This window comes from Thermodesulfobacterium commune DSM 2178 (genome assembly GCF_000734015.1).
Taxonomy (GTDB): Bacteria; Desulfobacterota; Thermodesulfobacteria; order Thermodesulfobacteriales; family Thermodesulfobacteriaceae; genus Thermodesulfobacterium; species Thermodesulfobacterium commune.
In genome coordinates this window covers 550,613-563,343 of record NZ_CP008796.1, presented here as the reverse complement: position 1 = coordinate 563,343, position 12,731 = coordinate 550,613, and the positions used below count along the sequence as shown (strand labels likewise).

Below are 12,731 nucleotides of genomic sequence, written 5' to 3'. Positions count from 1 at the left end.
AAATTAATAGATAAGTTTATCTAAATCGAGGTTTGACAAAAATTTTTTTTTTAATAAAATTTTGTTTATATAAGAGAAAAATGTCATTAAAATGAGGGAGGTAATTTTATGATGTTTGATGAAGATATTTTACAAGATTTTTTGGTTGAAGCAAAGGAGGCGATTGCTAATTTAGAAGAGGGGTTTCTTGAATTAGAAAAGGACAAAGAAAATTTAGAGGTGATTCGTTCTCTTTTTAGAAGCATGCATTCTCTAAAGGGGGCTTCTGGATTCTTTGGTTTTAAGTCTCTTGAATCTATCGCTCATTTTTCAGAGGAAATTCTCTCAAAGATTAGAGATGGCTTGCTTAAACCAGATGATAGCATCATAGACATGTTGCTTAAGGCGGTTGACTGGATAAAGTTTATCGTTCAGCATTTAGAGACCCATAAAGAAGAGCCTATAGATGATAATCTTCTTGAATTTTTAGTAACTCTTTCTAACTTTACAGAAAAGATTAAAAAGGGGATAAAAGAAGAGAAGTCTAGCGAAAAACCTATAGAAGAACCTGTTCAAGAAATTTCTGAAAAAATCTCTCAGGGAACCCAGCAAGAAACCTCTCAGGAAACTCAGCAGGAACCCTTACAAGTTCCTTCTGAAGAAGCTATTCCTAAGAAAACCTTAGAGGAATCTGTTGAAAAAGAGGAAAAGAAGGAAGAAAAAACTCAAAAAATGGTTGAAAAGCTTGATGATAAAAAAGAGAAAAAAGAAAGTCCACAGGTAGCTACTCCTCAAGTAGAGTTAACAGAAACACATATTAAGGTTGATGTAAAGCTTTTAGACCAGCTTATGAATTTGGCAGGAGAACTTGTTTTAGCAAGGAACAGGGTGGTTCAGCTTTCTCAAAAGATACTTGATGACGACCTTACAAGAAGTGTTCAAGCACTTTCTATGATTACCACTGAGATGCAAGAAACCATAATGAAAACAAGGATGCAACCCATCGGGACAGTTTTCAATAAATTTCCAAGGATAGTTAGAGATCTTGCAAAATCCTTAGGGAAAAAGGTAAATCTTCATCTTGAGGGGACAGAAACAGAGCTTGATCGTTCAATAATTGAGGCTATAAAAGACCCTCTTACGCATTTAGTTAGAAACGCTATCGATCATGGGATAGAACCTCCTGAAGAGAGGGTGCAAGTTGGTAAAAGGGAAGAGGGAACGATTTATTTAAGGGCGTATCAGGAAGGTGGTCAAGTAGTGATAGAAATCGAGGATGACGGAAGAGGTATTGATGTAGAGAAAATTCGTAAGAAAGCGGTAGAGAAGGGTTTTTTGACAGCAGAGGAAGCCCAAAGAGCAAGGGAGAGTGATTTACTTGCTTTGATTTTTAAGCCTGGATTTTCTACAGCTGAAAAGGTTACTCAGGTGTCTGGTCGTGGAGTCGGGATGGATGTGGTAAAAACAAACATCGAAAAACTTGGAGGAACGATTGAGATAAACACCATCTATGGTAAGGGAACAACGGTTAGGGTAAAAATTCCTCTTACCCTTGCTATCATTCCTGCACTTATCGTTAAGTCAGGTGGTTACAAGTATGCAATTCCTCAGGTTAATCTTAAAGAACTTGTAAATGTGGACCCTAATAAAGACCTTTTAAAGGTAGGGTCTACAGATTTTTATAGACTAAGAGGAGAGATTATACCGGTATTGAAGCTTTCAGAGATATTGAAACAGAGCTCAAACGGAGAGGTTTTGTCTAAAAATCTTGTGATATTAACCACAGGAGAAAGAGTTTTAGGGTTGCTTGTAGATGAGATTTTAAATTCAGAGGAAATAGTGGTTAAGCCTTTAGGTAAGTGGTTTAAAGATATACCGGTTTACAGTGGAGCAACGATTATGGGAGATGGAGCGTTAGCTTTAATTCTTGATGTGGTTGGATTATCAAAGTTTATTGGATTAAGTGTGGAAGAGGTAGAAAAAAGGCTTGATGCTGAAAGAATTACGATTAAAACCTCAAAAGATGAAACCTATTTCTTGTTGTTATTTGATGTAGGACAAGACAGACTTGCATTACCTATAGCACTTATCTCAAGGCTTGATAAAGTTAAAGCGGATAGCATACAGATCGTAGGTGGTAAAGAGGTTATCATCTATGAGGACCAGGTAGTTCCTGTGATAAGATTAGAAAATTATTTGCCCTTGCAAGGGCTACCTTATCAAGATAGTTACATAGTGCTATTCTTTACAGAGAGAAGCAAAACTTGTGCTATTCTTTGTTCAAGCATAGTTGATACCATTGAGACCACCCTTGAAATAGAGGAAGGGCTTTACAACAATCCTGGGATATTAGGACATAAGATAATAGACGGGAAAACTGTGCTTTTTATAGACATTTACAAGGTAATAGAGATGTATGACCCAGAGTGGTTTGTGGTTAAATTTAAAGAGGAGGTTCATACTGCTAAGAGGATTTTATTGGCAGAGGATTCACCGTTTTTCAGGAACATGATGAAGAACTATTTAGAGGCGATGGGTTTTGAGGTTGAGTGTGTAGAGAACGGACGTGAAGCGATAGAAAAATTACATAATGACCCTAACTTTGATTTGGTAATAACCGACATAGAGATGCCAGAGATGGATGGGTTTGAGTTGTTAAAAGAGTTAAGAGGAAATCCTCAGTTTAAAAACCTTCCTGTGATTGTAGTAACAGCCCTTGCAGGGGAGGAAGTCAAAAGGAAGGTATTTGAGTTTGGGGCAAACGGCTATGAAGTGAAGCTACAAAGAGACCAAGTGCTTGAAAGGATAAAACAACTCTTAAGTTAAAAAGGAGGTTTTAAAAGATGAATATAATGAAGAGAGAGAAAGAAAAGGTTATTTTATCAGAGGAAAAAGATCATAAGCTTGCAACCATTGACACCATAACCTTTGTAACGTTTTATTTAGGGAATTTTTTATGTGGGATACCGGCGGATATTATCATGGAAATAAACAAGGATACAGAGATAACGCCAGTTCCTTTGGCAGATGAGTTTATCTTAGGAATCATGAATTTAAGAGGGCAGATCGTTACTGTTATGGACCTTGCAAAAATGGTGGGTTTGAAGGAAAATATAAAACCCACCGTAAATCTTATTCTTAAAACTGAAGGAGAGGCACCGGTTTCTTTTGTGGTTGAAAGAATTGGAGATATAATGGAGGTACCTGTGGATAAGATAGAAAAGACACCAGAAAAGATAGAAGGGATTTCAAAAGAGTATGTAAAAAACATTTATCAACTACCAGATAAAATATTGCTCATTTTTGATGTAGACAAACTGCTTCGGCTTTAAATTCAGTATTAAAATTATTTTAAACTATAAAACTTTAAAGAAATAAAAGGGGTCAACTATCAGGAAATAGGTTTTAAGCATGAGATACCTCACAAATAGAAACATAATTTTTAGAATAAAAACTCAAACTCGGATTAAAATAAGCCCCATTTTTGCAAATGCCATAAATCACCCTGATAAGCTTGTTTATTACTGCTACCATCGCCTTTTTATAGCTCTTAAATTCCTTCTTTTTGCGCAAAAAATACTCTCTGAAATAAGGTTCCCAGGTTACTACTCCTACTGCCATCTGAAAAAGAATGTTTCTAAGCCAAGGACTTCCTTGCTTGGATATGTGTTTATTCACCCTAAACTTGCCAGACTGTTTTATTACTGGGTCTGTGCCAGCATATTTTATGAGTTTCTTTGCACTGGAAAATCTAAGAACATCTTTTACTTCAGCGATAAAATGAAGCTTTATTTGTTGATTTTGATCATGGTCTATTTCTTCAAGGAGCATATTTTCGAGTTTTTGGATTCTTGGTTCAAGGAAGAGACACTTTTCGATGTAGAAGATGAGGGTTTGAGAAAGGCAGTGGTTGTGGATACCGATGGAGTTTTTAGCAAGGTTTATGATGTCTTGAGGGGAGAAGGAAGGAGTTCTACCTTTGGGGGGAGGCGTTGATGATATTGGAGAGGTCTTTGGGAGAGGCTTTTTTGAGATAGTGGGCTCCTGGGAAGTTAAGGAGGATGTTAAGGAAGGAGAGGGTAAAGATGTTGAAATGTTTTTCAGCTTCGGGGAAGAGGACGGAGAGGGCGTATTTGATTTGTGTTTTGGCAAAAGATTATTCTTTTTGAGTTTTTGGATGAGACGAGAGAGGTTTCTCAGGTGATGATCTGGTGGGAGGGGATTAAGGAATTGGGGGTTAGATTGAGCGAAGAGTGCAAGGATTTTAGCGTCTTTGGTGTCAGATTTAGAGGGGTTATTTGCAGAGGCTTATGTAGCCTAACCAACTTATTGGGAGTTGAGGGAAAGACTGACAGACTCCTTTTGAGGCTTTTAAGCCTAAGAGCCATGGAGTCTTTGTTCTTCTTTATTTTGTTGTTGTCCATATTATTACTATACAACGCAACATATATTAAGCAAAAACTAACATAAAATTGCAGGAGGAGGGTAGAGGTCCATGAATGCTCAGGCTATTGCTGATTCTGTAAAAAAAGCTGTAGAAGAAGTATTAGGAATGTATCTTATGGAGACACCGGTTTTAAAAGAGACCAAGGTAAGGCAGGATAACGAAGGGTTTAAAGATGTGTCGGTAATCGTAGGATTAGCTTCAGACAAACTTGAAGGCGTACTTATCGTTAGCTACAATAAAGGTATAATTTTTGAATTTATGAAAAATATCTTAGGAGAAGAGGTAGCAGAACTTAACAAAGAAGCAGTCGATGCCGCAGGAGAGCTTACCAACCAGATAAGCGGTGTTTTTAGAAGAGAGCTTGAAAAATTTGGACTAAAACTTGAAGGTTCTACCCCTTCTATCGTAACTGGAGTGGACCACAAAATAGAAATACCCAGCAAAATCCCCAGAGTTTCCTTTTTGTATACTTTAGGAGACAATCTTGACCTGATAGTTGAGTTTGGTCTTGGGAAAAAATAGATATAACAACATAAATTTTTTCAAATAAAGGAGGAACACTATGTTCAAAAACTGGAGTATTACCAAAAAACTTATTGCTGGTTTTGGGGTTATTTTTTTGATAGTGGGCCTTGTATCTCTTTATACTTTATACTCTTTGTATGTTGTGAAAAAAGATGTTGAGGATTTGGGAGAAAGAGCAGAAAAGATCGAATTTGCTGCAAAAATAAGAAAGGAGATTATGGTAAACGTTATTGGTAATGTTTCTCTAATGCTTTTAACCAATGAACCAGAAAAGAGAAAGGAGTATTATAACGAAATCCTTAAAGCTCGAGAGGAGTATAAGAAAGCTATGGATTTTCTTAAGTCTGTTACCCGATCAGAGGAAGGAAAAAGACTTTTGCAAAACGTGCAAGATTCTATAGTTTCAGCAAGAGAGTTAACCAACAAAACCCTTGAACTTGTCTTAGCAGGTAAAACTTTGGAGGCTATCTCTTTTTATGAAAAAGAGGTGATTCCTAAAACCAAGACGATTGAAAAAGCTCTTAACGAGCTGGTTGCCTTTTATGCAAAAACTGCTGACGAAAGAGGTCATGAAGCTTTGAATTGTATCAAACGCCTTTTTGTTATTTTGTTTGCATTTGGAGGAATTTTTGTTTTAGTTTCTCTTGTTGTAGTTTTTGGTGTGACTAAATCTATCAGGGGTTCTATCGAGAGGTTAAGGCAGGCTTTGGCAAGGGTAAGGGAAGGGGACCTTGCGGTTGAGATAGCTGTTGACAGTCGAGATGAAATAGGGTTGATGAGTGCTGATCTCAGAGAGGCACTGGTTAGCCTCAGGAATCTTATAGAGGAGGTCAAGCATGTGTCAGTTGCCCTTGCTGGGTCAAGTGAGGAGTTATCTGCCATAACCAAGCAGTTTAGTGCAAGTATTGAGAATCAGACTCAAAAGGCAACTCAGATTGCAAGCGCAGCAGAACAGATGTCTATTACGGTGGTTGACATAGCTAAAAACACAACCAACATACTTGAAGAGAGTAAAAAGACAGCTGAGATTGCAAGGGAAGGAGAGAATTATACCTTAAAAACAGCAAGTGAGGTTAAGGTAATAGAAAGGACTGCAGAGAAGTTGAAGGAAGTTATGTACAGTTTAGAGGAGAGGACCAGGGCTATTGAGAGTGTGGTAGAGTTTATCAAGGATGTGGCAGAGCAGACCAATTTACTTGCATTGAATGCAACGATTGAGGCAGCAAGAGCAGGGGAGCATGGAAAGTCGTTTGCGGTTGTTGCAGGTGAGATAAGGAAGCTTGCGGAGAGGACCAACAAATCGACTGATGAGATAGCAGGTGTTATAAGGGAGATAAAGGGAGTGGTAGAGGAGGTGAGTAGGGAGGTAGAGGAGATAGGGGCTAAGGTTGAGAGTGGTGCAAGGCTTAGTGAGGAGGCAGCAGGGATTCTTAGTAGGATTGCAGATGCGGCAGAGAGGTTGCAGGAGATGATACAGAGTATAGCGAGTGCGACAGAGGAGATGAGTGTGACAGCAGAGGCTGTGGCAAAGGATGTGGGGAGTGTGGCAGAGGCAGCCAAGGAGCTTGAGGCAGGAGTAGAACAGGTAGTTGCTACCACAACTGAGGTTGCCAAACTTGGGAATGAGCTTAAGACCGCGGTAGAGAAATTTAGGGTTTAGTTTGTATAAAGTTTATGATAAAAGTTTATGTAGATGGGGCTTGTTTGGGGAATCCAGGTCCTGGAGGCTGGGCGGTTTTGATTTTGGATGATGGTCGAGAACATTTGATTACAGGTGGGGAAGAAGTAACCACCAACAATCGTATGGAGCTTGAGGCAGTCCTCCAGGCCTTGAGCTTTTTTAAAGAACCAACTGAAATTATCATTTTTTGTGATTCTGAGTATGTGATAAAAGGGGCCACAGAGTGGCTTTCTAACTGGAAGAAAAGAGGTTATAGGACTGCAGACGGAAAACCGATTAAAAATAGGGACTTATGGGAAAAACTTGATGAACTTCTTCAGTTTCATAAGGTTTTTTTTCAAAAGGTTGCTGCCCACAGTGGAGACCCCTTAAACGAAAAGGTAGACCAAATAGCTAAGGAAAGTGCTCAGAGATGGAAAAAAGATATTTAGTAGGTATAACAGGTGCAAGTGGAGCGCTTTATGCTAAGTTTTTTTTACAGGAACTAAGGGAGTTAGGGGTAAAAACTGAGGTAATTATTACAGAGGCAGGGAAGAAGGTTTGGGAGGCAGAGTTAAACTCTTCTTGGAATGGTTTAAAAGATTTAGCTTTTAAGGTTTATCAGGAAAGGGAAATTTCAGCTCCACCTGCCAGTGGTTCTTCTTTATATTCTGGGATGGTGGTCATACCTTGCAGTATGGGTACTTTAGGGGCTATTGCTCATGGAGTTTCAAGAAATTTGCTTCAAAGGGCGGCGGATGTGATGCTAAAGGAAAGAAAGCCCTTAGTTTTAGTAGTAAGAGAAACTCCTTTAAACCTTATTCATATAAGAAACATGGAAGCTTGTCTTAAGGCAGGAGCTGTTATTTTCCCAGCCATGCCCTCTTTTTATCAGAGACCTAAGACTTTAGAGGATCTGGTAGACTTTTTTGTAAAAAGGCTTCTCGTGTTTCTTGGTTTTAACCCCCAAGGTTTTAAGAGCTGGGAAGAAATCTGCGAAGAATAAGGGTAATAGCCATTAAGACCAAGACCAAAAAACCTGTTAGCCCAAGTATATGACCTGTTTTTACAAAAAGAGAAGGGTGGTATAACGGTTTTATACTGTTGGTAAGGACAACCTCTTTTTCAAGAGGGGTTTTAATCAGGACTTTTCCTGTTGGGTCTATTACCCCTGTGATACCAGAGTTTGCTACCTGAATGGTAAACCTTCTTGATTCTACCGCACGTAGTATTGCCATCTGAAAATGTTGGTAAGGGGCTGACGTTTGACCAAACCAGGCATCGTTGGTGGCAATAAAAACCAACTGTGTATTTTCCTTTAGTCTTTGTCTTAAAATCTCACCAAAAGCACTTTCAAAGCATATAAGAGGAGTTACCTTGATAAACCCGGTATCTAAAGGTACATAAAGGTTTTTAGAAAACCCTGGTTTAATTACATCGGTTACCACTGAAAAATTTTTTAAAAAGGGAAAATACTCTACCAAGGGGACATACTCTCCAAAAGGCACAAGCTTTACCTTATCATAAAAGTCTACAAAGTCTTTTCCATCCCATACCATAAGGCTGTTGTAAGCCATCGGTTTGCCTTCAGTATAGCTTAACCGAAAGGTACCAAAAACGATTCGAGGGGTTAGATTAAATTTTTTTCCTTCAGCTCCGATGTCCGTTAACAGCCGAAGAAGCTCCACAGTATGTTTGGTCTCATAGGGAAAGTAAAAGTTGAAAGCGGTTTCTGGAAACAATATCAGGTCTGGTTTTTCTTTAAGGACTTTTAAAGCTAAATTTCTATAAACCTGAAAGGAGGTCTCCAATTGCTTTGCCTCTTTTATCTCTTGAGGAATGTTCCCTTGAAGTAAGGCTACTTTAATTTTCTTTGGTTCTTCCTTAATTATTTTTTCCCAACGGGTTTTCAAGTAAAAACCAAAAACCATAACTAAGATGGTTAATAAAAAAAATCCCAAAGTGTGTAGACCTAAAAAAGTTTTCAGGTAACCTTGATTTTCTGAGAGTTTTTTGAACAACAAAAACAAAAAATAGTTGGTAAAAACCAGAAAAAAGCTTAAAAACCAAACCCCTCCTATTTCAGCTAACTGCAAAACTAAAGAAATGTTAGTAGCTATATAACCTATTTGCCCCCAAGGAAAACCTGTAAAAAGATTAGCTCTAAGCCATTCTATACCAACCCAGGCAAGGCTTAACAACAACCCCTTTGTTAGAGTAGGGCTGTCAAAAATATGACATCGATAAGCTATGGTTAAACCTAAGGCATAATAGAGTGCAAGGTAAGAACACATAAGAAAAAGCAAAAAGATGGAAAAAAACAAGTTTAACTCACCGTATCTGGTTAGGGTATATACTATCCAGTAAACCAGAGTAGCAAAATGAGAAAGCCCAAACAGAAAACCATATAATAAAGATTGAATTGAATTTTTAGCTTGGGTTAACGCCCAGAAAAGTGGAATTAAACCTAAAAACCCAAATACCCATAAGTTCCATTTAGGAAAGGCTAAGGTGAGAAGAATTCCAGAAAGGATAGGTAAAAAAAGATTAAGGTTGAACAAGTTTTTCATCCTTTTTTCGGACCTTTAAAAGTTCTATTTTCTTTCCGTCAGATTTTATGATTTCAGCCTCTAAAAAAGGAAGGAAAACCCTTTCCCCTGAGGTTGGAATACGTTTAAGATGATATATGATAAGTCCTGAGATGGTTTCAAAATCTCCTTTAGGTAAGGTTATCCCTAAACAATTTTCTATCTCTCTGACCTTAAACGTGCCTGGCACCAACAACCATCCTTGAGGGTCTGGAGCAGGACAGCAAGGGGTGCTTTTAATAATCTCGTATAAGATGTCTTTTAACCTGATCATTCCAGTAAGTTCTGAAAGTTGATCTACCACAAAAGCTACGTCTGTCTGTTTTTCTAACATCTTTTCCATAGCCTGCATAAGAGAAATGTTTTCAGGAATGATAAGAGGTTTTTTGACTATCCAGTCTTGCCACATAAAAATCTTTTGGTTAATTCCTCTTAACAAATCTCTGATAGCTACATACCCTAACAGGTTGTCTAAGTGATTTTGATATACCGGATAAAAAGAAAAGGGATGACGAGAGATGATGTTTAAGACTTCCTCCCAGGAATAATTAAGGTCAAAACCCACTAAATCTTGTCTGTTGATGGTTATTTCTCTTACCTCTACCGCTTTTAAATTGATGAGGTTTAAGATAAGTCGTTCTTCAAACTCAGAAACTACCTTTTCTTCTTTGTAGTCTTCCAGAACCTCTCTTATATCCTCTTCTATCTCAGATATCTCAGAAGGTTTAGAGGGAATGCGAAAAAATTTTTTGAGAAACTCTGACAGATAGTCTATACCCATAGGCTAAAAAGGTTTTTGTTGTTCCAGCCAAGAAACGTAACTTTTTACTGCCTCCTCAAGAGTATACATTGGTTTATTATAACCTACTTTTTTCAATTTGGTAATGTCTGCCTGGGTAAAATACTGATATTGTTTTCTTAGGTTTTCTGGCATGTCTATGTATTCTATGTTTACAGGAAGGTTAAGAGCAGAAAAAACAGCTGTCACTAAATCCTTAAAAGACCGAGCCTGTCCGGTACCCACGTTAAATATCCCTTTTATTTCTGGATGCTCTAAAAAGAAAAGGGTAGCCTCTACCGCATCTTTTACATAGATAAAATCACGTAGCTGACCTCCGTCTGGATATTCAGGCCGATAAGACCTAAAAAGTCTTACCTTGCCTTCTCTTTTGATTTGTTCATAAGCCTTTAACACCACACTTCTCATCTCTCCTTTGTGAAATTCTTTTTCTCCAAAGACGTTAAAATACTTTAGACCAACAACCTTTTTCGTAAGACCATGGTGATAAACCCACAGGTCAAACAGTTGTTTCGAAAACCCGTAAGGATTTAAAGGTTTTAGCCGAGGAATAAGGGTTTCATCATCAGAAAATCCTAAGGATCCATCCCCATAGGTAGCTGCAGAAGAGGCATAAATAAAGGTTATTCCATGTTCTAAACAAAAAACAGCCAATTTTTTAGAATATAGATAGTTATTTTTGTAAAGATAGTCTAAATCTTTTACCGTGGTGTCACTACACGCACCTAAATGTATGATAGCCTCCACCTCTGAGAAATGATTCTTCTCTATACAATCTAAGAAATCGTCTTTTTGAAGATAGTCTAAAAATTTAAGCCCTAAAAGGTTTTTCCATTTAGGGCCTTCTTTTAAATGATCTACTATTAAAATTCGGTCTTCGCCTCTCTGGTTTAAGGCTTCTACTAAGTTAGCCCCTATAAAGCCTGCTCCACCGGTGACTATAATACGAGGTTTTTTCATCATTAGCCCCAAAAGTTTATAAAAATCAACGTTAAGATACCAGAAATTAAAGTTATTGCAAGCACTGGAAGTATTACAGCTTTGATAAACTGTCCTTCTTCTTTTCCTTTAACCCCTATGGTAGCAGCAGCGTTGGTGATTTTTGCTGGGGTTATGGCTGAAGCAATACCACCCCCTACAGAATGAGCAGCATAAACCCACATAAAAGCCCCTGCTCCTACGGTAGAAAGGGTAGCTTCCCATTGGATTTTAGCAAAAAGAACGTTAGAGGCAGTGGCACTTCCTCCTACAAAAGTTCCTAAAACCCCTAAGAAAGGAGCAGAGATAGGATATAAACTACCTAAGGTGTTAGCTAGAAAAATAGCTATTATTCGGTCCATGTTATAGTCTTTAAAATAAGGTGTAGAAACGAGTTTTCCGTTTACCACCTCCATCGCAGACCAGGCCATGATATAAGCTACGGCAAAAAACAGAGAATAGGCTAAAAAAGGACCCCAAGACCGTTGAACCCAAAGAGAAAAGGTTTTTTTTAGTTGCTCTGATGAAGGTTTAAGAATACCGATGGAAAGAATACAGACTACCATTATCCAAAACCAAACGTTACTAAGTATGTTCAAATCTTCCTTTTTGTCTGCAAAAATAGGTATCACCTCGAGATTCCCTAATAACGAGGAAAGCTTAGTTTTAACCGGTGCAAGATTTACTATAAAAGAAAAAAGTATCAAAAGAAGAAAAGGAGAGGCAGATTTTAAGATACTTGAACTAAACCTTACCCTTTCTTCTTGGTTTGAGCCGTATACGTTTTTCACCCTGTAGTAAAAATAGACAAAAACCATGGTAGCTAATCCTGAAATTACCCCTATTATTTCTACAGGAAAAATCCTTGTATAGGCACAAAAAAGGGCAGATAGAGAAAGAACAAGACCAGATAAAAACGCAGGTAAAAAGTTCTTTCTTATGGCCTCATAGCCTCCTACGGTGTAAAGCATAAGAAAGGCAAAGAAAGGAGAGATGATCGGTAGAAACAGTGTGATTTTAAAGGTAAAATCCCAGATAAATTCATCCAATCCACTAATACCAGAAGGATTAATCCCAAAAGAAAGAGCTACCTTGGCAGGCAAGGTAATTGGGATAGAAAAAAGGGCAAAAGAGGTAAGGGGGTCATAACAAAGGATGCTGATGGCTATGGCAGCAACCGGAGAAAAGCCCAAGATCCTAAAGATGGGAGGAAACATCGCAGGAGTAACCATCCCAAGAGCAGTACTAAGCGAACCAAAACCCATTCCTAAAAAAAGCACCTGTTCTTCTTTGGTTTTTACAATACCCTTGATATAATCTATGAGGTTTTTAAGGTCTCCTGTTTCTCTCATCAAAAAAATCAAAAACATCGTAAAAAGCACTGCCAGGGTTATACCCAAGGCTTTGATTATTCCCATATAAGTAGCCCCTAAAGCTACTGAAAGAGGGGTTTTAAAATAAGTCACCGCTACCAGAACTGCAAGTACCCACCCAACGATAGAAACAAAAGTCCCAGAACGATGAAAAAAAACCATACCCCAAAAGACCACCAGAAGAGGAAAAACCGCTAAAAACACTTCCATAGTTAACCTCCTTATAGTTTTAAGTTAACATAAGTATTAAATAAAGTTTTATTAGCATTTTTTGCTAAAAAATCAACCTTAAAAAGATTTTTTTAACAAATCTTCCTATCGTCTAAATTAAAAAGGCTTGAAAAAGATGGTCAAACACTTATTTTTAATATAAAAAACAGAA

General features: G+C 37.9%; 14 protein-coding genes. 9 read left to right on the top strand and 5 right to left on the bottom strand.

The window, feature by feature from the left end; all coding sequences use genetic code 11:
* Positions 1-108: 108 nt before the first annotated feature.
* On the top strand, positions 109-2,805 hold the full coding sequence (locus HL41_RS02890) for a hybrid sensor histidine kinase/response regulator (RefSeq protein ID WP_028841746.1): 2,697 nt from the start codon (positions 109-111) through the stop codon (positions 2,803-2,805).
* Between the two features lie 17 nt (positions 2,806-2,822).
* Positions 2,823-3,311, top strand: coding sequence for a chemotaxis protein CheW (locus HL41_RS02885; RefSeq protein ID WP_081856459.1), 489 nt, complete (start codon positions 2,823-2,825; stop codon positions 3,309-3,311).
* A gap of 73 nt (positions 3,312-3,384) precedes the next feature.
* Here HL41_RS02885 and HL41_RS09725 read toward each other — a convergent pair whose 3' ends face one another.
* Complete coding sequence (locus HL41_RS09725) at positions 3,385-3,810, bottom strand: IS110 family transposase (RefSeq protein ID WP_038549567.1); 426 nt, start codon at positions 3,808-3,810, stop codon at positions 3,385-3,387.
* 12 nt (positions 3,811-3,822) lie between these two features.
* Here HL41_RS09725 and HL41_RS09720 point away from each other — a divergent pair, with 12 nt between their 5' ends.
* Genes HL41_RS09720 through HL41_RS02850 form a run of 7 tightly spaced genes read left to right on the top strand, consistent with a single transcriptional unit; the run spans position 3,823 to position 7,617 of the window.
* Entirely contained in the window at positions 3,823-3,975 is a 153-nt protein-coding gene (locus tag HL41_RS09720; protein ID WP_235181309.1) for a hypothetical protein, read from the top strand.
* Positions 3,959-4,183, top strand: a complete 225-nt coding sequence (locus HL41_RS09715) for a hypothetical protein (RefSeq protein WP_038062060.1) — start codon at positions 3,959-3,961, stop codon at positions 4,181-4,183. Before HL41_RS09720 ends, HL41_RS09715 begins: the two co-directional genes overlap by 17 nt.
* On the top strand, positions 4,180-4,449 hold the full coding sequence (locus tag HL41_RS09710; protein WP_235181308.1) for a hypothetical protein: 270 nt from the start codon (positions 4,180-4,182) through the stop codon (positions 4,447-4,449). Before HL41_RS09715 ends, HL41_RS09710 begins: the two co-directional genes overlap by 4 nt.
* 25 nt (positions 4,450-4,474) lie before the next feature.
* The gene (locus tag HL41_RS08980) at positions 4,475-4,948 is read left to right on the top strand and encodes a chemotaxis protein CheX (RefSeq protein ID WP_022855787.1); all 474 of its coding nucleotides are present in this window, start codon (positions 4,475-4,477) and stop codon (positions 4,946-4,948) included.
* Positions 4,949-4,988: 40 nt separating this feature from the next.
* Entirely contained in the window at positions 4,989-6,611 is a 1,623-nt protein-coding gene (locus HL41_RS02860) for a methyl-accepting chemotaxis protein (RefSeq protein WP_038062066.1), read from the top strand.
* A 14-nt stretch (positions 6,612-6,625) separates the two neighbouring features.
* Complete coding sequence (rnhA, locus tag HL41_RS02855; protein WP_038062068.1) at positions 6,626-7,063, top strand: ribonuclease HI; 438 nt, start codon at positions 6,626-6,628, stop codon at positions 7,061-7,063.
* Positions 7,045-7,617, top strand: a complete 573-nt coding sequence (locus HL41_RS02850) for a UbiX family flavin prenyltransferase (RefSeq protein WP_038062071.1) — start codon at positions 7,045-7,047, stop codon at positions 7,615-7,617. Before rnhA ends, HL41_RS02850 begins: the two co-directional genes overlap by 19 nt.
* Here HL41_RS02850 and lnt read toward each other — a convergent pair.
* From lnt to HL41_RS02830, 4 genes are read right to left on the bottom strand one after another with little or no spacing between them, the layout of a single operon-like run.
* Positions 7,586-9,181 carry an apolipoprotein N-acyltransferase gene (gene lnt / locus HL41_RS02845; protein ID WP_038062073.1) on the bottom strand — a complete coding sequence of 532 codons (1,596 nt, stop codon included), beginning with the start codon at positions 9,179-9,181 and terminating at the stop codon, positions 7,586-7,588. The two genes, HL41_RS02850 and lnt, sit on opposite strands and share 32 nt — an antisense overlap.
* Complete coding sequence (locus tag HL41_RS02840; RefSeq protein ID WP_038062076.1) at positions 9,159-9,980, bottom strand: transporter associated domain-containing protein; 822 nt, start codon at positions 9,978-9,980, stop codon at positions 9,159-9,161. Before HL41_RS02840 ends, lnt begins: the two co-directional genes overlap by 23 nt.
* Before the next feature lie 3 nt (positions 9,981-9,983).
* Entirely contained in the window at positions 9,984-10,958 is a 975-nt protein-coding gene (gene rfaD / locus HL41_RS02835) for an ADP-glyceromanno-heptose 6-epimerase (protein WP_022855178.1), read from the bottom strand.
* Between the two features lie 2 nt (positions 10,959-10,960).
* On the bottom strand, positions 10,961-12,559 hold the full coding sequence (locus HL41_RS02830) for an L-lactate permease (protein ID WP_038062080.1): 1,599 nt from the start codon (positions 12,557-12,559) through the stop codon (positions 10,961-10,963).
* Positions 12,560-12,731: the final 172 nt, after the last annotated feature.

Bases quoted from the DNA above. Each gene is read 5' to 3' on its own strand.
- HL41_RS02890 (WP_028841746.1), top strand. From the start codon at position 109: ATGATGTTTGATGAAGATATTTTACAAGATTTTTTGGTTGAAGCAAAG.
- HL41_RS02885 (WP_081856459.1), top strand. From the start codon at position 2,823: ATGAATATAATGAAGAGAGAGAAAGAAAAGGTTATTTTATCAGAGGAA.
- HL41_RS09725 (WP_038549567.1), bottom strand. From the start codon at position 3,810: ATGCTCCTTGAAGAAATAGACCATGATCAAAATCAACAAATAAAGCTT.
- HL41_RS08980 (WP_022855787.1), top strand. From the start codon at position 4,475: ATGAATGCTCAGGCTATTGCTGATTCTGTAAAAAAAGCTGTAGAAGAA.
- HL41_RS02860 (WP_038062066.1), top strand. From the start codon at position 4,989: ATGTTCAAAAACTGGAGTATTACCAAAAAACTTATTGCTGGTTTTGGG.
- rnhA (WP_038062068.1), top strand. From the start codon at position 6,626: ATGATAAAAGTTTATGTAGATGGGGCTTGTTTGGGGAATCCAGGTCCT.
- HL41_RS02850 (WP_038062071.1), top strand. From the start codon at position 7,045: ATGGAAAAAAGATATTTAGTAGGTATAACAGGTGCAAGTGGAGCGCTT.
- lnt (WP_038062073.1), bottom strand. From the start codon at position 9,181: ATGAAAAACTTGTTCAACCTTAATCTTTTTTTACCTATCCTTTCTGGA.
- HL41_RS02840 (WP_038062076.1), bottom strand. From the start codon at position 9,980: ATGGGTATAGACTATCTGTCAGAGTTTCTCAAAAAATTTTTTCGCATT.
- rfaD (WP_022855178.1), bottom strand. From the start codon at position 10,958: ATGAAAAAACCTCGTATTATAGTCACCGGTGGAGCAGGCTTTATAGGG.
- HL41_RS02830 (WP_038062080.1), bottom strand. From the start codon at position 12,559: ATGGAAGTGTTTTTAGCGGTTTTTCCTCTTCTGGTGGTCTTTTGGGGT.